The organism is Amycolatopsis sp. NPDC050768, assembly GCF_040654155.1.
Classification (GTDB): Bacteria; Actinomycetota; Actinomycetes; order Mycobacteriales; family Pseudonocardiaceae; genus Amycolatopsis.
In genome coordinates, this window is the sequence record NZ_JBFAHL010000023.1 from 46,924 (window position 1) to 65,835 (window position 18,912).

Annotated in this window: 14 protein-coding genes and 1 pseudogene; 7 read left to right on the top strand and 8 right to left on the bottom strand. The window is 71.4% G+C overall.

Annotation, left to right across the window (positions count from 1 at the left end):
* Positions 1 to 14: 14 nt before the first annotated feature.
* From AB0H62_RS43640 to AB0H62_RS43660, 5 genes and pseudogenes are all read left to right on the top strand, one after another.
* A complete protein-coding gene (locus AB0H62_RS43640; protein ID WP_220244127.1) occupies positions 15 to 329 on the top strand; it encodes a type VII secretion target in 315 nt (104 codons plus the stop codon).
* The gene (locus AB0H62_RS43645) at positions 329 to 4,261 is read left to right on the top strand and encodes a hypothetical protein (RefSeq protein WP_360592195.1); all 3,933 of its coding nucleotides are present in this window, start codon (positions 329 to 331) and stop codon (positions 4,259 to 4,261) included. The genes AB0H62_RS43640 and AB0H62_RS43645 overlap by 1 nt, the downstream gene beginning before the upstream one ends.
* Positions 4,239 to 4,676: a hypothetical protein gene (locus AB0H62_RS43650; protein WP_360592196.1), complete on the top strand. Its 438-nt coding sequence runs from the start codon at positions 4,239 to 4,241 to the stop codon at positions 4,674 to 4,676. The genes AB0H62_RS43645 and AB0H62_RS43650 overlap by 23 nt, the downstream gene beginning before the upstream one ends.
* A gap of 64 nt (positions 4,677 to 4,740) precedes the next feature.
* On the top strand, positions 4,741 to 5,187 hold the full coding sequence (locus AB0H62_RS43655) for a hypothetical protein (RefSeq protein ID WP_220244130.1): 447 nt from the start codon (positions 4,741 to 4,743) through the stop codon (positions 5,185 to 5,187).
* 1,133 nt (positions 5,188 to 6,320) lie between these two features.
* Positions 6,321 to 6,701 (top strand): annotated as a pseudogene (locus AB0H62_RS43660) (ferredoxin); the annotation flags it as partial.
* A 6-nt stretch (positions 6,702 to 6,707) separates the two neighbouring features.
* Here AB0H62_RS43660 and ilvA read toward each other — a convergent pair.
* Entirely contained in the window at positions 6,708 to 7,913 is a 1,206-nt protein-coding gene (gene ilvA, locus AB0H62_RS43665) for a threonine ammonia-lyase (RefSeq protein WP_220244132.1), read from the bottom strand.
* Between the two features lie 96 nt (positions 7,914 to 8,009).
* On the opposite strand from ilvA, the gene AB0H62_RS43670 reads away from it, so the two are divergent.
* The gene (locus AB0H62_RS43670; RefSeq protein ID WP_354864305.1) at positions 8,010 to 8,309 is read left to right on the top strand and encodes a hypothetical protein; all 300 of its coding nucleotides are present in this window, start codon (positions 8,010 to 8,012) and stop codon (positions 8,307 to 8,309) included.
* A gap of 289 nt (positions 8,310 to 8,598) precedes the next feature.
* On the opposite strand, the gene AB0H62_RS43675 is transcribed toward AB0H62_RS43670, so the two are convergent.
* From AB0H62_RS43675 to AB0H62_RS43700, 6 genes are all read right to left on the bottom strand, one after another.
* Positions 8,599 to 9,756 carry a cystathionine gamma-synthase gene (locus AB0H62_RS43675; protein WP_220244134.1) on the bottom strand — a complete coding sequence of 386 codons (1,158 nt, stop codon included), beginning with the start codon at positions 9,754 to 9,756 and terminating at the stop codon, positions 8,599 to 8,601.
* 132 nt (positions 9,757 to 9,888) lie between these two features.
* A complete protein-coding gene (locus AB0H62_RS43680; protein ID WP_360592197.1) occupies positions 9,889 to 10,626 on the bottom strand; it encodes a hypothetical protein in 738 nt (245 codons plus the stop codon).
* A gap of 85 nt (positions 10,627 to 10,711) precedes the next feature.
* Entirely contained in the window at positions 10,712 to 11,143 is a 432-nt protein-coding gene (locus AB0H62_RS43685; RefSeq protein WP_360592198.1) for a hypothetical protein, read from the bottom strand.
* A gap of 1,163 nt (positions 11,144 to 12,306) precedes the next feature.
* Complete coding sequence (locus tag AB0H62_RS43690) at positions 12,307 to 13,905, bottom strand: hypothetical protein (protein WP_220244136.1); 1,599 nt, start codon at positions 13,903 to 13,905, stop codon at positions 12,307 to 12,309.
* 215 nt (positions 13,906 to 14,120) lie between these two features.
* Positions 14,121 to 15,491, bottom strand: coding sequence for a cystathionine beta-synthase (locus AB0H62_RS43695; RefSeq protein WP_220244137.1), 1,371 nt, complete (start codon positions 15,489 to 15,491; stop codon positions 14,121 to 14,123).
* Between the two features lie 76 nt (positions 15,492 to 15,567).
* The gene (locus AB0H62_RS43700) at positions 15,568 to 15,870 is read right to left on the bottom strand and encodes a hypothetical protein (protein ID WP_360592199.1); all 303 of its coding nucleotides are present in this window, start codon (positions 15,868 to 15,870) and stop codon (positions 15,568 to 15,570) included.
* Positions 15,871 to 16,001: 131 nt separating this feature from the next.
* Between AB0H62_RS43700 and AB0H62_RS43705 the strand changes: the two genes are divergently transcribed.
* Entirely contained in the window at positions 16,002 to 17,222 is a 1,221-nt protein-coding gene (locus AB0H62_RS43705; protein ID WP_220244139.1) for an acetyl-CoA C-acetyltransferase, read from the top strand.
* An 86-nt stretch (positions 17,223 to 17,308) separates the two neighbouring features.
* On the opposite strand, the gene AB0H62_RS43710 is transcribed toward AB0H62_RS43705, so the two are convergent.
* On the bottom strand, positions 17,309 to 18,865 hold the full coding sequence (locus AB0H62_RS43710) for a DHA2 family efflux MFS transporter permease subunit (RefSeq protein ID WP_360592200.1): 1,557 nt from the start codon (positions 18,863 to 18,865) through the stop codon (positions 17,309 to 17,311).
* Positions 18,866 to 18,912 lie beyond the last annotated feature (47 nt).

Consider the following 18,912-nt stretch of genomic DNA (forward strand, 5'->3'; position numbering starts at 1 on the left):
GGGGGATGAACACCATGGCACCTAAGGGATACGAGGTCGGCAGCGACCTCGAGGCGCACGCGGGCCAGCTCGACGGGATCAGCGACGGGCTGCGGCAGGCCGTCGACGCCGCGAACCAGGTCAGCATGCCCACCGACGCGTACGGCATCCTCTGCCAGCCGTTCCGGGCCATGCTCGACCCGGTGGAGGAGTTCGGCATCAACGCGTTGCAGAACACCGTGACGGCGATGGACGCGCAGGCGCAGAAGGTCCGCAACGCCGCGCAGGCGTACCAGACCTACGAAACCGGCACGACCGACGCCATCGCTTCCACGAAGGTCCCCGACTGATGGCCGACGGCAACCCGCTCGTCGTCCAGGCGAAGCAGGACGGCGACGGCCCCGGGCCGCTCACCGCGGGCAACGGCGACTACGGCTACGCCACCGGCATCGGCGTGGCCGAGTCGGCGATGGACGCGTTCAACGGCATCAAGGACGGCGACTGGGTTTCCGGCGGCCTCGGGGTGCTGAGCCTCGCGGGCGAGATCGCGGGCGCGGCGATCGACCCGTTCGGCTACCTGATGTCGTCGGTGGCGTCGTTCCTCATGGAGCACGTGCAGCCACTGAAGGACATGCTCGACTCGGTGGCGGGCAACCCGCCCGTGATCCAGTCCTATGCGGACACTTGGGGCAACGTCGCGAAAGCGTTGCAGGACAGGCAGGCCGACTACACCAACGCGGTCAAGACCGGCACCGCGGAGTGGACGGGCGACGCGGCCGACGCGTACCGCAAGGGCGCGGCGGAGTGCGCGGAGGCCCTCGGCGGGGCCGCCACGGTGGCGAGCGCGATCGGCACCGTCACGATGATCATGGGCCAGGTCGTGTCGTTCGTGCGGGAGACCGTGCGGCAGCTGATCGCCGACCTGGTGGGCAAGTTGATCTCGTGGGTGATGGAGGAGGTCTTCTCCCTCGGCTTCGGCACGCCACTGGTCGTCGCGCAGGCCGTCACGGCGATCTCAAAGTGGGGCGAGAAGATCAGCGGCCTGCTGACCAAGCTGTGCGACACGATGCGCCGGGTGTCGCCGCTGCTGGGCAAGCTGGCCGACGTCTTCACGAAGATCATCAAGATCCTGGGCAAGCTGGCGGGCAAGGTCACGGGCCTCGACGTGATCAGCACGAAGAACATCAAGGCCGGCGGGTTCGCGCACCGCACGGGCGGTGGCGGCTCAGGCGGTGGTTCGCACCACAGCGGTTCCGACGGTGACGGGGACTCGCCCGGCGGCGAGGGTTCGGACAGCCCGGATGGCTCGGGCAGTTCGCATTCGGGTGACTCGGACGCCGACAGTTCCCACTCCGGTGAGCCGGACTCCGGCAGCTCGCGGTCCGGCGACTCGGATTCCGGTAGTTCGCACTCCGGCGACTCGGACGCCGACGGCTCGCACTCCGGTGACGGTGACTCCGCGTCGTCGAGCCCGGACGGCGGTGGTCCCTCCACAAGGGACGGTTCTTCCGGTGACTCGTCGCGCCGGAGTACGGGCAACGGCACCCACGACGGCAACACGGGCGGGGCCGGCGGCGACAACTCGGCATCGACGTTCAGCGGCGATTCCCCGTCCCACAGCGGCTCCGCGCCGCACAGCACCAGCGGTCCGTCCGGTAGTGGGTCGCCGAGCCACGCCGGTTCGTCCTCGAGCTCGCCGAGCCACGCGGGCAGCTCTACGCCGTCCGGTGGCGGCAGTTCCGCGCCCTCGCACACGGGCGACGCCCCGAGCGCCCACACCGGTGACGCGCCGAGCTCGTCGCACGCCGGCAGCTCGCCGTCCGGCGGCTCCGCGCCCCACAGCACCGGCGGGTCCGGCGGCGGTGCGCCGACACACTCCGGCGGCGGCTCTTCCGGGAGCAGCTCGCCGTCCGCGCATCAAAGCTCGGGAGACAGCTCGACCTCGGCGTCGGGCTACGCGCCGCCGAAGGTCGACGAGCCGGCGCCCAGCGCACCCGCTCCGCGCACCGGTGATGGCGGGAGCCCGTCGGGCTCCACCACGCCGAACCAGCCCGTCGCCGGTGGAATGCCGCCGCAGGGTGGTGGCGCGCCGGCGGGTTCGCCGTCGGGCGGCGGTCCCGGTGGCACGCCGGCAGCTCGGCCCGGCAGCGGCGGCGGCTGGACGGGCACACCGGGCAGCCCGGGCGCGCGCACTCCGGAGCCCGCAGGTCCTCGCACCGGCCCCGATCGCGGGCCCTCGTCACGGCGACCCGGTGAGGGTCCTGAGCCCTCGTCGCGGCGACCCGACTCGGGGTCACCGCGCCGCCCCAGCGACCCGAACACGCGCTCACCCCAGGGCCCCGACGGCCCGCGCCGCCCGGGCGACCCGGCCGCGAGCGGGCCGCGGCGGCCGAGTGACGCGCCGGAGCCCGTCGCGCGTGGTGGCTCGCCGACGGCGACCCGCCCGGAGGCCGACAGTCCACATCGGACTCCCGATGGCAAGCCCGGCGACCGGACCCCGCGCCACGGCGAGCCGGACGGCGGCGCTCCCCATCACAACGAGCCGGACGACACGGCACCTCACCACGACACCGACGGCTCACCCGACCATCACGACAACGCCGACCATCACGACAATCCCGATGACCACGACCCGTCCGATCACCACGACAACCCCGACCACGACGGCAGACCGCACCACCACGACGACGAACCCCTGACGCCGGACGAGGTCAACCAGCACCACTCCGAAAGCACGCCGGCGGGCAGCTCGTACCACCGCGGTGACACGGACCTGGGCGACCTCCCCCACCGCGTGCAGCCGGATCCGGACGGGCGCTACACCGTCGACGTGCATGTGACGGCCGACGGGCACGCGCGCATCGGCGACCGGCACTACACGCCGGAGGAGTTCGCCGACGTCCTGCGCCACAACGCGGACTACGACGGCCGTCCCATCCGCCTGATCGGCTGCGACGCCGGCTCCAACGACTTCGCCAACCGGCTCTCGCGCGAGCTCGACACCGACGTCATGGCGCCGACCAGACCGGCCTGGACCGACTCGAACGGCCGGGTCTTCTCGTCCGACTACGAGATCGGCCCGGACGGCCGGATGCGGCCGCGGATCCCGCCGGACGGCGAGTGGTCCGTGCACCACCCGGACGGCACGTCGCACCACGCCGGCCAGGACGGATTCGCGCCCGAGTCGCACCACCACGACCCGCACGACGTCGACGCCAACAGCGCCCACGCCCGGGGAGACGACGCCGCCGCGGACATCCCCGAGGAGGAGTTCGACCTTCCTCCGACGACCCGCACGTACAACCCGGACTCGCCGGAGTTCGACCGGCGGTTCGTGGACTGGGACCGGCCCGACGACTCCGAGTTCGCCGGCCCGCGCCACCGCGACGGCCACCCGGACATCGACTCGCCGCGCGACATCGACGACGTACCCGCGCGGACCAGCAACGCCGACCCGAACCCGGACGGCGTGACGCAGACGCTGCACGGCGAGCGTCCGCTGGCGGGCAACGCCGAGTACCACGTGTCCTACGAAAACGGTGCCAGCACACGGTTCTACACCGACGCCGACGGCCACGTCACGCACGTCGAGGCGACGTCCGGCACGTCGTCGCCCAACCACAACCCCGACCTGCGCTACCCGCTGATCCCGGGCGCGCAGTACCGCGTGCCGAACTTCCACGACTCGGCGAAGTCGTGGACCTTCCACATCGGCGAGAACGGCAAGCCCGACGCGATGACGGGCGACCCGATCTTCGACGGCCGCAACGACACCTTCCGCGACACCAACTCGCAGAACCGCTCCGGCGGCGAGGGCAAGGAGGCGTTCGCCGACCACCCCGAGTACGGCGACAAGTACGAGAAGGTGCGCTGGGCGGGTGGCCACCTCGCGGCCAACGAGATGGGCGGCCCGGGTGAGTACGTCAACATGCACCCGCAGATGGCGGCGTCCAACAGCGGCAACTACCGCGACGGCTGGATCCACGAAGCGTCGTGGCGCAACCAGGAGACCGAGCTCGGCAAGTTCGCGAACACCGAAGGCCAGGACATCCAGAACTACCAGGTCGCGATGCACGGCGAGAGCAACGGCGTGCCGGAGAGCGTCACCATGCGCTGGCAGGAAGTGGTTTACAAGACCGACGCCAACGGACACGTCGTCGTGGAGAACGGGAAACCCGTCGAGATCTCGCGCGTGACCAAGGAGCGCGAGTTCCCGAACAACCCCGCGGACATCAACTTCGGAAAGAACAGGCAGTACAGTGACCGATCCCGTTCCCGCTGAAATCGCGACGGCACTGGGGAACGCGGCGCCGCCCGGGTGGGCGGAGCTCGTGCTCACGGTGTCGGCGACCGTGGTGGCCAACGACTTCGCGCTGCAGGTGCGGATGCGCGACGGCTCCCCCGGCTCGATGGAGCTGCCCGCGCCCGCCAAAGCCGCGTTCCGCGCGCTGCGCGACGAGATGTACGAACCCGGCCGTGGCACGTGGTTCTCCGCGAAGGTCGTGCTGCGCCCGGATTCGTCGCCGGAGTTCACCTACGACCTCGACGGCGACCCGAACTGGTGGCCGCCCTTGCACCCCAGCGCGTTCACGCGTGATCTGGAGGCCTACCCGCGCGACGACGAGCACGTGCCGGCGTGGCTGCGGAAGCTGCTCGACGAGGGCGGCGAGCAGGACCGCCTGCGGGCCCAGGAGTGACCGCGGGGCCCGTGCCATGATGGGCCCCGCCCGAAAAGTCCGAACGATCAGGAGGACACGACCGATGCCGTTCAAGTGGCCGGAGCTGGACCCGATCCAGCAGAACGAGCTGCTGGGTGAGATCACCACGGCCGTGGTCGAAGCCCTGCCGCCGGGCTGGCAGCAGGTGATGATCGACTACCGCATGGTCGGCCGCAACGTCGACGTCGCCGTCGGCGTGAAGGACCCCAGTGGCACGTTCCGCCCGTGGGACCCGCCGGTGGACGTCTGGAAGATGTTCCAGCGCCTGCGCGGCGGGATGTACACCGAGGGCGAGGGGACGTGGTTCTCCGCGCGCTTCGGCATCGAGCCGCCGAGCCGGTTCACGATCCAGTACAACTGGCGCAACGAGCCGGACTTCGACCCGTACCCGGCCGCGCAGCAGTTCGCGATCGAGCAGGAGCGGTTCCCCCGCACCGAGGAGTTCATGCCCGACTGGTTCCGCGAGCGGCTCGCCGCCGCCGGCAACTGACACCACCGCGGGGAGACGCATTGAGCCAACCGCCGGCACCCCTGAGCCCAGCCCAGCAGCAGGACCTCGTCCAGCGGATCGGGCAGGCCTGCGGCTCTGCCGTGCCGCCCGGGTGGCGGCAGCTGCGGGTCGAGTACCGGGCCGTGGGGCGGCACGTCGAGGCCGACGTGTTCACCACGGCCCCGGACGGGCGCGACTACCCGGCCCGCCCGCACCCCGAGGCCGTCCGCCTCCTCGCCGTCCTCCGCGGCGGCATGTACCGCCGCGGCCGCGGCACCTGGCTCAGCGCGACGCTCCTGTTCACCCCCCGGCAGCCACCCCGCCTCGACTTCCGCCCGGACGTCGAGCCGATCTGGCGCCGGCCGCCCCCGCAACTCGGCTTCCAGGACGAGCTGCGGTTCTTCCCGCGCTCGGAGGCCTTCATCCCGCCTTGGCTGCGGACGCGCGCGGGGCTGCCGCCCCTTCCGGCACCGTGGTCGCCTGACACACCACCTCCGCCGCCCGACCGCGCGGTGGCTCCGCAGCCCAGCCCGGCCGCTATGCCTCCTCCCGTTGCGCCGACACCCCACGCCGACGCGCCCGCCGCACCGCAGGTCAACGCCACCGCAGCGCCGGCGAGCGGCGTCACAAACGACACCGCTCCAGTGCCGGCGGACGAGCGCACGGCAGCTGCGCAAGAAGGCACCGCAGCACCGCAGAGCGCAGCGCCACCGCCCGTTGTGCCGGCGTCTCACACCGCCGCACCTGCCGCGCCGAGACAGGATCTCGCCACTTCGGCGCCGACGGACGGAAACGCAGCCCCCGCCTCGCCTCAGGAGAACACCGCCGTCGCGGCGCCGGCGAGCGGTGGCACACCCACGGCTCAGCCGCGAGAAACGATCGGCGTGGCAGCCGCCATACCGACAGAGGGCGGCACTGAACCGGCACCGGACGCGGGCGCTACGCCCGCAACTCAGCAGCAGGACGCGACCGCGCCCGTACCGGCGGCCGAGGCAGCAACCGTCGCGCCGCTAGAGGGCATTGCCGCGCCGGCACCGGAAGGTGGCGCTTCCCCCGCGGCACCCGCGGAGGAAGCGGCCGGCCCCGTCGCGCCGGTTGAGCCCGGCGTCGCGGATCCGCCGGCGACGACCGCGGCCGAGATGCGGACGCCGCGGGTGTACGACGGCCTCGACGAGGCCGGGCGGCCCGTGGTGGAGCGAGAGGCGCTGCCCGAGGCGGAGCGCGAGCGGGTGCTGGCCTACCTCGAATCCGCGCCAGCCGTGTTGGCGTCGCGGAGTTTCGACGTCGACGCGTTCGATCCGGGGCGCGTAGACGCTGTGCCGTTGACCTTCCGGACCGATGGCAGCTGGGTGTGGCCCGGCGCCGTCGCGTACTACCTGCGGGAGCACGCCGTGGCGCCAGACCCCGAGCTGCTGAGCCACATCCGCGGGCGGCGGTTCGAGGTGCCCGAGGTCGGTGAGCCGGCACGGGAGCTGGCGTTGGCGGCGGTCACCGGGGAACAACCAGTCCACTGAGGACGGTCACGGGACGATGGTGAACCCGGCGTCGGCGAGGGCGGCCTCGACCGCCTTGCAGTGTTCGGGGCCACGGGTTTCGAGGGCGAGCGCCACGTCGACCTCGCCGAGGGCGAGGCTGCCGGAGATGCGGGAGTGCTCGACGTCGAGGACGTTGGCGCCGAGCTCCTTCACGCACGTCAGCACGGAGACGAGCGAGCCGGGCCGGTCGGGCACGCGCAGGTGGAGCTTGAGGTAGCGGCCGCCGGCCGTCATGCCGTGCTGGATGATCTGCTGGAGCAGCACGGGGTCGACGTTGCCGCCCGACAGGATCGCCACCACGGGCGGCTCGAAGGCGCCCGGGTGCTGCATGAGCGCGGCAACCGTCGCGGCGCCGGCGGGCTCGACGACGAGCTTGCGCCGCTCGAGGCACAGCAGCACCGCGCGGGACAGCGACTCCTCGCTGACCGTGACGACGTCGTCGACCAGCGAAGAAACGTGCGCGTAGCTCACCGGACCCGGCTCGCCGACGGCGATCCCGTCGGCCATCGTGTGCAGCTCGCGAAGGCGCACGGGCGAGCCGGCCGCCAGCGAAGGCGGGTACGCGGCGGCGTCCTCGGCCTGCACGCCTACCACGCGGATGTCGGGTCGCAGGCCCTTCACCGCCGCCGCGACGCCGCCGACCAGGCCGCCACCGCCCGTGGCCACGAGCACGGTTTTCACGCCAGGCACCTGCTCCAGGATCTCCAGGCCGACGGTGCCCTGCCCGGCGATCACGTCGACGTGGTCGAACGGGTGGATGAACACCGCCCCGGTGCGCTCGGAGAACGCGATGGCCTCCGCCAGCGTCTCTTCGAGGACGGCGCCGTGGAGGTGCACGTCAGCGCCGTAGCCGCGGGTGGCCGCGAGCTTCGGCAGGGGCGCGCGCAGCGGCATGAAGACCGTCGACGAGATCCCCAGCAGCGACGAGGCCAGCGCCACTCCCTGCGCGTGGTTGCCGGCGCTGGCCGCGACGACGCCGCGGGCGCGTTCCTCTTGGGTGAGGCCGTGGATGCGGGTGTAGGCCCCGCGGATCTTGAACGAGCCGGTGCGCTGCAGGTTTTCACACTTGAGGTAGACCGGGCCGCCGTGTAAGCGCCGCAGGTCACGGGCGTGTTCCATGGGGGTCACCCTGGTGATGCCCTCGAGGAGCTTGCGCGCCTCCTCGATCCGCTCGATGCTGACCAGTTCCATAGGTCGCGATGATGCCACCGACGGATGGCCGAGGTGCCACCGCCGCGGGACCGGTACTCTGATAACGGCAACCTCACGTGATCAGGGAGTGCGACCATGGCCCGCGCGAAAAACGCGACGACCGCTCGCGGGACGAGCGCGACCCGTTCGGCCGGAGTCCTGCCCCTTGTGCTGGGCGTCGCTTCCGCCGTCGCCCTCACCGGCGCCGCCTACTTCACCGTCGACGCGGCCGGCTGCGGCGCCCACCCCCAGTACATCCGCCACGACAACCACGTCGAGCTCGTCGGCGGCTGCATCGACGGCTCCGAGCTCCCGGCCGCGCCCGCCGAGCAGCAGGAGGCGGTCCACCACTCCCTGCACACGGCAGGTCCGCAGCCGAGCAGCTACCGGCCCTGACCGGTCCAGACCTGCCCAATCCCGAACCCCGTGGCCGATGATCGGCGCGGGGTTCTCGCGTACGCGCGGGTTCGATCGGGCACCGAGGCAGCCTGATCGTCAGCACATTTTTTGACGAACCGCCACGCAGAGCGCTCGGACCGGCCCCGCCAGTCGCGCGGCGAGCAGGCCTCGCACACGGGCAGGTTCGCCATGCCAGTGACCGCACGCAGGCCGCCGGCCTCGAACTGCCTGCTCACAGCAGAAAACCCCCGCGCCGACCGGCACGGGGGTTCCCTGAAGAACAGGCTCAGCCCAGCGCAGCCGTGAGGTCGGCGACCAGGTCGGTGCCGTCCTCGATGCCGACGGAGAGGCGGAGCAGGTCGGCCGGGACCTGGAGCGTGGAGCCCGCCGTGGAGGCGTGGGTCATGCGGCCCGGGTGCTCGATGAGGGACTCGATGCCACCCAGGGACTCGGCCAGGATGAAGAGCTCGGTGCGCGACGCGACGTCCAGCGCGGCCTGCTCGCCGTCGGCGTGGCGGAAGGACACCATGCCACCGAAGCGGCGCATCTGCTTGGCCGCGACCTCGTGGCCGGGGTGCTCGGGCAGGCCCGGGTAGTAGACCTTCGAGACCTTCGGGTGCTTGGCGAGCGTCTGCACGATCAGCTCGGCGTTGTCGCTGTGCCGCTCCATGCGCAGGGCCAGCGTCTTCAGGCCGCGCAGGGTGAGCCACGCGTCGAAGGGGCCGGGGACGGCGCCGGCGGCGTTGCGGAGGTAGAAGAGCTGCTCGCGGACCTCGTCCTCGTTGGTCAGCACGGCGCCGCCGACGACGTCGGAGTGGCCGCCGAGGTACTTGGTCGTGGAGTGGACCACGATGTCGGCGCCGAGGGCCAGCGGCGTCTGCAGGTACGGCGTGGCGAAGGTGTTGTCGACGACCAGGCGCGCGCCCGCGTCGTGGGCCACGCCGGCCAGGGCCGCGATGTCGGCGATGCCGAGCAGCGGGTTGGTGGGCGTCTCGCACCAGATCAGCTTGGTCTCGGGCCGCAAGGCGGCGCGGACCTCGTCGACGTTCGCGAGGTTGGCGACAGTGTGCTCGATGCCCCAGAGGCTCAGCACCTTGTCGATCAGGCGGAACGTGCCGCCGTACGCGTCGTTGCCCAGCACCAGGTGGTCGCCCGGGCGCAGGGTCGTGCGCAGCACCGCATCGGACGCCGCCATGCCGGACGCGAACGCCAGCGCGTGCCGAGCGCCCTCCAGCGAGGCCAAGGCCTGCTCCAGCGCGGTGCGCGTGGGGTTCGCCGTGCGCGAGTACTCGTAGTCACCCTCACGGGTGCCGCCGACACCGTCCTGCGCGTAGGTCGACGTCTGGTAAATAGGCACGATGACGGCGCCCGTCCGCGGATCGGGCTGCTGCCCGGCGTGGATGGCGCGTGTTTCGAAGCCCAGCACGGAGTAGTCGTCGACCATGGTTCCAGGGTACGGCCCGGTACCGACAATCCCGCCAGGTGGGATGGAATTCACGCCTGCTGCCACCTGTCATCGCAGGTCCCGCCGGTGCGGTCCCACCCGGCGGCGATTGCGCCTGGCGGGACCGGTCCGTCACCAGCCTTGTTGCGGAGGGTAGGTGCCCGGGTACTGCGGCTGCGCCGGCGCGCCGAGCCCGACCCAGAGCTGGGTGGGCTTCACGATCGCCAGGACCAGCGTGGCCACCGGCGGGATGAGCGCGACGATGCCGCTCGCGACGCCGTAGCCCAGGAACTCGGCCGACGAACCTAGAGCGGTGGCGCCGGTCGCGGTCAGGATCAACGAGATCACGGAGAACGCGATCGAGACGCCGCAGCCGATGATCACGCACATCCGGCCCGCCGGCTTGTGCATGATCAGCGCGATGGCGCCGTAGAGCAGCAGACCGGCGAGCGCGAGATCGACGACCAGCGAGACGATGAAGAGCACCTCGGCACCGTGCAGCGCCGAAAGCCCGATGATCGAGCCGATCACCCCGATCAGCGCGACGATGCCACCCAGGATCGCCAGCACGGCCGCGGTGATCGCGGTTCCGCCGCCCGGCTTCTGCTGGAGCACACCCGGACCGCCCGGGTACGCGGGGAACGGCTGGCTCGGCTGGCCGTACTGCTGGGGGTACTGGCCGGGCACGGGCTGCTGGCCCGGGTACGGCTGCCCCGGCATCGGCTGCGGACCGGAGTAGGGCGCCGGCTGCTGGCCCGGGTACGGCTGACCGTTGGGCTGCTGGCCGGGGACGGGCTGTGGGCCGGAGGGCTGCTGACCGTACGGCTGCTGCGGATTCTGCCCCTGGCCGGGGTTCTGGGGATAGCTCACGGAAGTCCTCGGGAATCCGGCCCCCACCGGCTGCGGGGAGATGTCCCCGTATCGTGCCAGGCCGGAGACGTTTCCGGGGCGAAAATCACCACTGCCCGGGCACGTACGCCCGGTACCTGAGATACGAGAACGTCGGGCGCAGCGCGGCCAGCACCAGCACGAGCGGCGCCAGCACCACCAGCACCGCCCGGTCGACGGCCGCGAAGCCGTTCAGCGCGAACACGACCTCGAAGTAGGCCGCGTAGCCGCCGTTGCCGAGCGTCGGCTCCAGCAGGATCGCGCCGATGGCGATCACCGCGCCGAGGATCAGCAGCACGGCGCCGGCGGTGGCGCGGAAGATCGTGGCGAGCGCGCCGACGAGCAGGAAGAGACCGGCACCCAGGTAGCCGCCGAGATCCACGAGTGTCCACACGGGAAGGTCGCCGAGGCTGAACCCCGAAGGGATGTCGATGAACAACGTCGCCGGCAAGTAGCCCGCCGCCCCGGCCGCCACGAGCCCCAGCAGCGCCGCGACCAACGCCGTCGCCCCGGACGGCCGGCCGCGCCGCGCAGGCGGTTCCCCGTGCGCGGGACCTGACCGCTGCTGCGCTGGAGATCCGTACGGGCCGCTCAACTCTGCTCCCCCTCGGGCCGAAGGCGAAAACGAACGGCTCACCCTAGCCCGGAAATCGCGATCATGGACGAGAAATGGTGAAGCGATGAAGAACCAGTGCCCGTTCCGCCCAGGTCGGGTAATGGGTCAAGATCAGAAGGGTGAAGCGTTACTGAAAAACAGCATTTCTCAATTTTTCGCAAAGATCGGCTGTACGGGTGACCGGGCGCTGTGTTGCGGCTCCACGCTGCCGGAGCGCAACGGGAGAAGTGCCGACAGTGCGGAAATGGGCCGCGGAGACTGGGGGCGGGTCTGCTTCGGCCGGTGCAGTTCGCGATACCGAGCGGTATTCGGCAGGCCGACCAGACTTCCGGTCAGGAAAGGTCGACGGCTGGTGGCAACTTCCGGCAGTTCATCAAGGCGAGTGGCGAGCCACCGCCTGCGGCAGAGGTCGCAAACCCGAACCTCGCCGGGAATCCGCTCAGGCGTGAAGGTCGCGGAGACGACTGCAGGCGGCAACGCTTCGCGGCTCGCCCCTTCTGGTGGGGTTCATCGCCGATCCGAACCCGAAGAGCGAGACTCGGCCGCGTCCTCCGCGCCGCGACGTGAATCGCGGCCGGCGAAACTCCGCGGCTCACCGCTGTTCCGCGCCGCGACGGAAGCCAAGTCCCGCACGGTTGCCCAGCCTGGTCCTCCGCCCTGCGAAGTCGATTGCGCCAGCCAAACGCGGCCGTCCGCCACCGCGCGGCGCGGGCCGCCGTGCGACCTGCCAGAGGACCGGACCCAGCGATTGCCGGGTGGCGGCGCGAAGGCGAGTACGGGTCGAGCCAAGCCCTGCGCGGATGCCCAGCCTGGTCTCCGCCCTGCGAAGTCGATCGCGCCAACCAAGTGCGGCCGTCCGCCACCGCGCGGCGCGGGCGGCGCGGGCCGCCGTGCGACCTGCGAGAGGACAGGCCTCGGCGATTGCCCGGCGGCGGCGCGAAAGCGAGCGCGGGTCGAGCCAGTTGCAGAGCCGAAGAGCCGCCGGACAGCAAAAGGCCCCTTCGATGCGATGCACCGAAGGGGCCCTTCACGTCAAGCTCAGCTGGTCACCACTGCTGTTGCTGCGGCGGCTGACCGTAGCCCGGGGGCTGCTGCCCGGGCGGGGGGCCGTAGCCCGGGGGCGGCTGCTGACCCGGCTGGGGCTGGCCGTAGCCGGGGGGCGGGCCGTAGCCCGGAGGGGGCTGCTGGCCGTAACCGGGCTGGGGCTGGCCGGGCTGGGGCTGGCCCGGCTGCGGGAAACCGCCGCTGCCGGGCTGTTCGCCGGGCTGGCCGTAGCCGGGCTGCGGGGGCTGACCGTAGCCGCCGGGCTGGGGGAAGCCGCCGCTGCTCGGGTTGGGCTGCTGGCCGAAGCCGGGCTGGCCGAACGGGGGCTGCTCGCCGGGCTGGCCGAAGCCAGGCTGACCCGGCTGACCGGGCTGACCCGGCTGGCCGAAGGGGCCCGGCTGGCCGAAGCCCTGCTGCGGCTGGCCGAAGGGACCCGGCTGGCCGAAGCCACCAGCGCCACCCGCGGGGCCACCGAAGCCGCCCGCGCCGCCCGGGGTGCCGCCGCCGAGGCCGACGAACTGGGCGGTGGGCGGGATCAGGCCGAGGAGCCCGACGATGAAGATCAGGATGCCGAAGATGAGCGTCGGCATGCCGATGCTGTCGGCGGCGTTGCCGCCGGCCTGGTCGAGGACCTCCTGGTTCGGCGTGGAGCCGGCGATGAGCAGAACGCCGAAGACGCCCAGCAGCACGCCGCCCACGGCGACCACGATCGGCACGATCTTCTTGATCCCGCCGAGGCGGCCGGCCAGGATGAGCCCGGCGCCGCCCGCGATGGAGACGACCGCGCCGACCAGGACCATGATCACGTAGAACCAGATGGCGCCCGGCGAAGCGAGGCCGGACTGGCCCAGCAGCTCGTCGACCTTCGCGTCACCGGCCGACTGGCGGGCCTGGTCGAGGCTGGACGAGTAGTCGCTCGCGTCGCCCATGTAGAGGAACGACCAGATCAGCGACAGCACACCCAGCAGCGCCACGACGCCACCGGCGATGAAGCCGTACATGCTGTTGCCGCCACCGGACGCGACAGGCGGGGCACCGAAGGCCGGCGGCGCTCCGAAACCGCCCGGCTGACCCGGCTGCCCGGACTGACCCGGCTGACCGAAACCGCCCTGCGGCGGGGCACCGAAGGCACCCTGGCCCTGGTCGAACCCGCCCGGGGCGCCGAAGCCCTGCGGCTGGCCCGGCTGACCGAAGCCACCAGGAGCACCCGGAGCACCGGGCTGTCCCCCGAAGCCCTGCTGGCCGAACCCGCCGCCCATGGCAGCGGGGTTGTCGGCCGCGCTCGGCGGCGGGGAGTACGGGATGGCCGGCGGCTGCGAGCCGGGCGGGACGAGCTGCGTCGACTCGGCGCCGAAGTGGCTTTCGCCGCCGATGTTCGCGTCACCGGGCCGCACGACCTGCGTGGGCTCGGGGGCTTCGCCGAACAGTCCGCCATCGCCCGAAGACGGGGCCGACGGGTACGGCTGGCCCGGCTGGACCACCTGGGTCGGCTCCGACGCGCCGAAAGGACTGTCCTGCTGAGGTGTGGGACCACTCGGTGGGCCCTGCGGCGGCTGCTCGCCGCCGTCCCCGGGCTGGTTCGGTGGCTGCGGAGCACTCATGTGGGTCTTGAACCCCCTTGACGAGGACGCGAAAAAGTTCTATCGCGCCCACGCTATCGGATAGCGGGGCAGGGCGCTCGGAACGCCCCGGCCCGCTTTGCCGTTTTACCGATCCGACCAGAAGTAGGCGGGAAGTTAACCGGACGCTGCCGGGTCTGGCAACACTCCCGCCGTGGCTGTGATCGGATCGGTGACCAACAGCGCAGTGTCGTCAGCTAGCGCCCCGCGAGGAACCCGAGCAGATCGTGCCTGGTGACGACCCCTGCGGGCTTGCCGTCGATCAAGACCAACGCGCCGTCCGCGCCCTCGAGCGCCTTCATCGCGGAGCTGACCTGTTCGCCGGCACCGATCGTCGGCAGCGGCGGCGACATGTGCGTCTCGAGCTTGTCCGCGAGCTGGGCCTTGCCGGTGAACAGCGCGTCGAGCAGGTCGCGCTCGTTGACAGCGCCCACCACCTCGGCGGCCATGACCGGCGGCTCCGCGCTGACCACGGGCATCTGGCTCACGCCGAACTCCGACAGGATCGCGACGGCCTCCGCCACGGTCTCGTTCGGGTGCGTGTGCACGAGGCTGGGCAGGGAGCCACTCTTCTTGGTGAGCACATCGCCCACCGTCGCGCCCGAGGAGTCGGGCGGGAGGAAGCCGTAGGACGACATCCAGTCGTCGTTGAAAACCTTGGTGAGGTAGCCGCGGCCGCCGTCGGGCAGGAGGACCACCACGACGTCGTCCTCGGTCAGGCCCTCGGCGAGCTTCAGCGCGGCGGCGACGGCCATGCCGCACGAGCCGCCGACCAGCAGGCCCTCTTCCACCGCGAGGCGGCGGGTGATGTCGAACGAGTGCGCGTCGGAGATCGGGATGATCCGGTCGGCGATGCCGCGGTCGTAGGTCTCGGGCCAGAAGTCCTCGCCCACGCCCTCGACCAGGTACGGGCGCCCGCTGCCGCCGGAGTAGACGGAGCCCTCGGGGTCGGCGCCGACGACCTGCACGCGGCCGTCGCTGGCCTCCTTGAGGAAGCGGCCGGTGCCGGAGATCGTGCCGCCGGTGCCGACGCCGGCGACGAAGTGCGTCACCTTGCCCTCGGTCTGGCGCCAGATCTCGGGGCCGGTGGAGAGGTAGTGGCTCTCGGGGTTCGCGGGGTTGGCGTACTGGTTCGGCTTCCAGGCGCCGTCGATCTCGCGGACGAGGCGGTCGGACACGTTGTAGTAGGAGTCGGGGTGCTCGGGCGCGACGGCCGTCGGGCACACGACGACGCGGGCGCCGTACGCGCGCAGGACGTTGCGCTTGTCCTCGCTCACCTTGTCCGGGCAGACGAACACGCACTTGTAACCCTTGCGCTGCGCGACCATCGCCAGGCCCACACCGGTGTTGCCCGACGTCGGCTCCACGATCGTGCCGCCTGGCTTGAGGGCGCCCGACGCCTCGGCGGCCTCGATCATCCGCAGCGCGATGCGGTCCTTCACGCTGCCGCCCGGGTTCACGTACTCGACCTTCGCGAGCACCAGCGGCTTGAGCCCCTTGGTGAGGGAGTTCAGCTTGACCAGCGGGGTGTTCCCCACGAGGTCGACGATGTGCTCGGCGTACTCCACGACTGCGCTCCTGCCCTTCCGCGCCGGATCTCGGCGGCGAGCCCAGCCTAAACGCTGGACCTGCGGCGCTGTCCACTCAGGCGGAACGGCTCGACTCCAAGGTGGCAGTCCCGCCCGGCATGGGCGTTCCGGGCGGCAGCTCGATCCCCTCGACGCCGGGCGGCTCGGCGAACGTCGCCCCGGTGAGATCGGCCTTGGTCGCGAAGCTGGTGTAGCGGAACGTCGTGGTCCCGGCGAACTCCACCTCGGCGAACACCGCCGACCGGACCCGGCAGTACTTCAGCGACAGGTCGACGAGCTTCGCACCGGAGAGGTCCAGGTCGACGTTCGGCCAGAACCAGCTGTCGCCGTCCTCGGCGGGGCGGAGGTGCACGGTCACGGCGGAGGTCCTGCCGGCGCCCGATAGTGGTCCGCGTCGCGTTGGGCTTTGCGGGAGACGGGACAGGCGGCACTATGGTGAGCAACCGCTTAGCGCCCGCCGTTGTCACCGACCCGAGGAAGTGTCACGCCATGCCCGAAGCCGTCATCGTCTCCACCGCCCGCTCCCCGATCGGCCGTGCCGCCAAGGGCTCGCTGGTCAGCATGCGCCCCGACGACCTCGCCGTGCAGATGATCCGGGCGGCGCTCGACAAGGTGCCGCAGCTGGACCCCGCCGACATCGACGACCTGATGCTCGGCTGTGGTCTGCCCGGCGGCGAGTCCGGCTTCAACATGGGCCGCGCGGTGGCTGTCGAGCTCGGCTACGACCACCTGCCCGGCTGCACGATCACCCGGTACTGCTCCTCCAGCCTCCAGACCACCCGCATGGCGATGCACGCGATCAAGGCCGGCGAGGGTGACGTCTTCATCTCCGCGGGCGTCGAGGCCGTGTCGCGCTTCGCGAAGGGCAGCTCGGACTCCTGGCCCGACACGCACAACCCGCTCTTCGCCGACGCCGAGGCCCGCACCGTGGCGACCGCTTCGTCGGGCACGGACACCTGGACCGATCCGCGCGGTGAGGGCACTGTGCCCGACGTCTACATCGCCATGGGCCAGACCGCCGAGAACCTGGCGCGGCTCAAGGGCATCACGCGCGAGGACATGGACGAGTTCGGCGTGCGCTCGCAGAACCTCGCGGAGAAGGCGATCGCCGACGGCTTCTGGGCCAAGGACATCACGCCGGTCACGCTGCCCGACGGCACCGTCGTGTCCAAGGACGACGGCCCGCGCGCCGGCGTGACCATCGAAGGCGTGTCCGGCCTGAAGCCCGTGTTCCGCCCCGACGGCCGCATCACCGCCGGCAACTGCTGCCCGCTCAACGACGGCGCCGCCGCCGTGATCGTCATGTCCGACACCAAGGCGCGCGAGCTCGGCCTCACGCCGCTGGCCCGCATCGTGTCGACGGGCGTCACGGGCCTGTCGCCGGAGATCATGGGCTACGGACCGGTCGAGGCTTCGAAGCAGGCGCTGTCTCGCGCGGGTCTGTCCATTTCGGACATCGACCTCGTCGAGATCAACGAGGCGTTCGCCGCGCAGGTCATCCCGTCTTACCGCGACCTCGGCATCGACCTCGACCGCCTCAACGTCAACGGCGGCGCCATCGCGGTCGGCCACCCGTTCGGCATGACGGGGGCGCGGATCACGTCGACGTTGATCAACTCGCTGCAGCACCACGACAAGCAGTTCGGGCTGGAGACGATGTGTGTTGGTGGCGGGCAGGGGATGGCGATGGTGCTGGAGCGTCTTTCCTGAAGTAGGCCGCTTTCTTGAGGTAGGTACGGAAGAAGGGCCGCCCGCGACCTTGGTTGCGGGCGGCCTCTCCCCTGAAGCAAACCCAGTCAGTGCAACGGCGCCGCCGGGACCGGGGCCACCGCGTCGTCCGAGCCCGACGAAGGGACTGTCGGGATGAAGCGCTTGTTCGGCAGGAAGGCGGCGGGCACCAGGCAGAGCGCGAGGATCACCGTGGCGATCAGGAAGGGCGTCGCGAAGGCGCCGGCGGCGACGGCGGACGCGGCGGTGTGCGTGGCGGGGTTCAGGGTGGCCACCGTGGCCGCCAGCTGGCCTTGGCTCGTCGGGACGCCGAAGCGGGAGCCGAGCAGGGCGGCCAGCACGATGGACATGATCGCGGAGCCGATGGCGCCCGACGTCTGCTGCAGGATGCTCGTGGTGGTCGAGGCCTTGGCCATGTCCTCGGAGCGCAACGTCTGCAGGGCGGCTGACGTGATCGGCATCATCGTGCAGCCCATGCCGAGGCCCATGACGAACGCGGCGGACAGCAGCAGCGCGTACGGCGTGGTCGACGTGACCTGCGTGAACGGCACCATGCCCACCACGATCAGCGCCAGGCCCGGCAGCACGATGCGGCGGGCCGCGAGCTTGTCGAACAAACGGCCCGCGATCGGCATCGCGATCATCGCGCCGAAGCCCTGCGGTGCGAGCAGCAGGCCGGCGTGCAGCGCGGATTCGCCGCGCACCAGGGTGAAGTACGTGGGCAGCAGCAGCATCGCGCCGAAGAAGCCCATGCAGAACACCGAAAGCGTGATCATCGAGACCGAGAACGTCCGGTTGTGGAACAGGCTCAGGTCCATCAACGGGTCCGCCACCCGCAGCGCGCGCAGCACGAAGCTCACCAGCAGCACGATGCCCGCGACCGCCGGCAGCCACACCTCGATCGCGGTGACCGTGCCGGTGGACGGGATGCGCGAGACGCCGAAGATCAGGGCCGCCAGGCCCGGCGACACCATCAGCAGCCCCGCGAAGTCGAAGCGGCCCGACTTCGTCGCCTTGTCCTTCGGCAGCAGGCGCAGCGCGAGCACGAACGCGATGACGCCGATCGGCACGTTGATGTAGAAGATCCAGCGCCAGCTCACGGCGTCGACGAGCCAGCCGCCGAGGATCGGGCCGCAGATCGGGCCCAGCAGCATCGGCACGCCGAGCACGGACATCACGCGGCCGATGCGCTGCGGACCCGCGGTGCGCGTCAGGATCGTCATGCCCGCGGGCATCAGCATGCCGCCGCCGAGCCCCTGCACGACGCGGAAGATGATCAGCGACTCGACGTTCCACGCGAGCCCCGCGAGCATCGAACCGACGAGGAACGTACCGATCGCCAGCAGGTACAAGCGTTTCGTGCCGAAGCGGTCCGAGGCCCAGCCCGTGACCGGGATGACCGTGGCCAGCGCGAGCATGTAGCCCGTGGCGACCCACTGGATCGTGTCGAACGACGTGGAGAACTGGATCGTGAGCTTCTGCAGCGCCACGTTGACGACCGTGGTGTCGAGGATCGCCATGATGGCGCCGAGCACCACGACGGAGGCGATCTTCAGCACGCCGCGGTCGAGTTTGTCGTCGAGCCCGGCGGCGCCCGGCGCGGCCGGGCTCGGTTGTTCGGACATGCGGTGGACCATCCCCATCGATCGAGAGCAAGTTCGAGAGCAAAAGG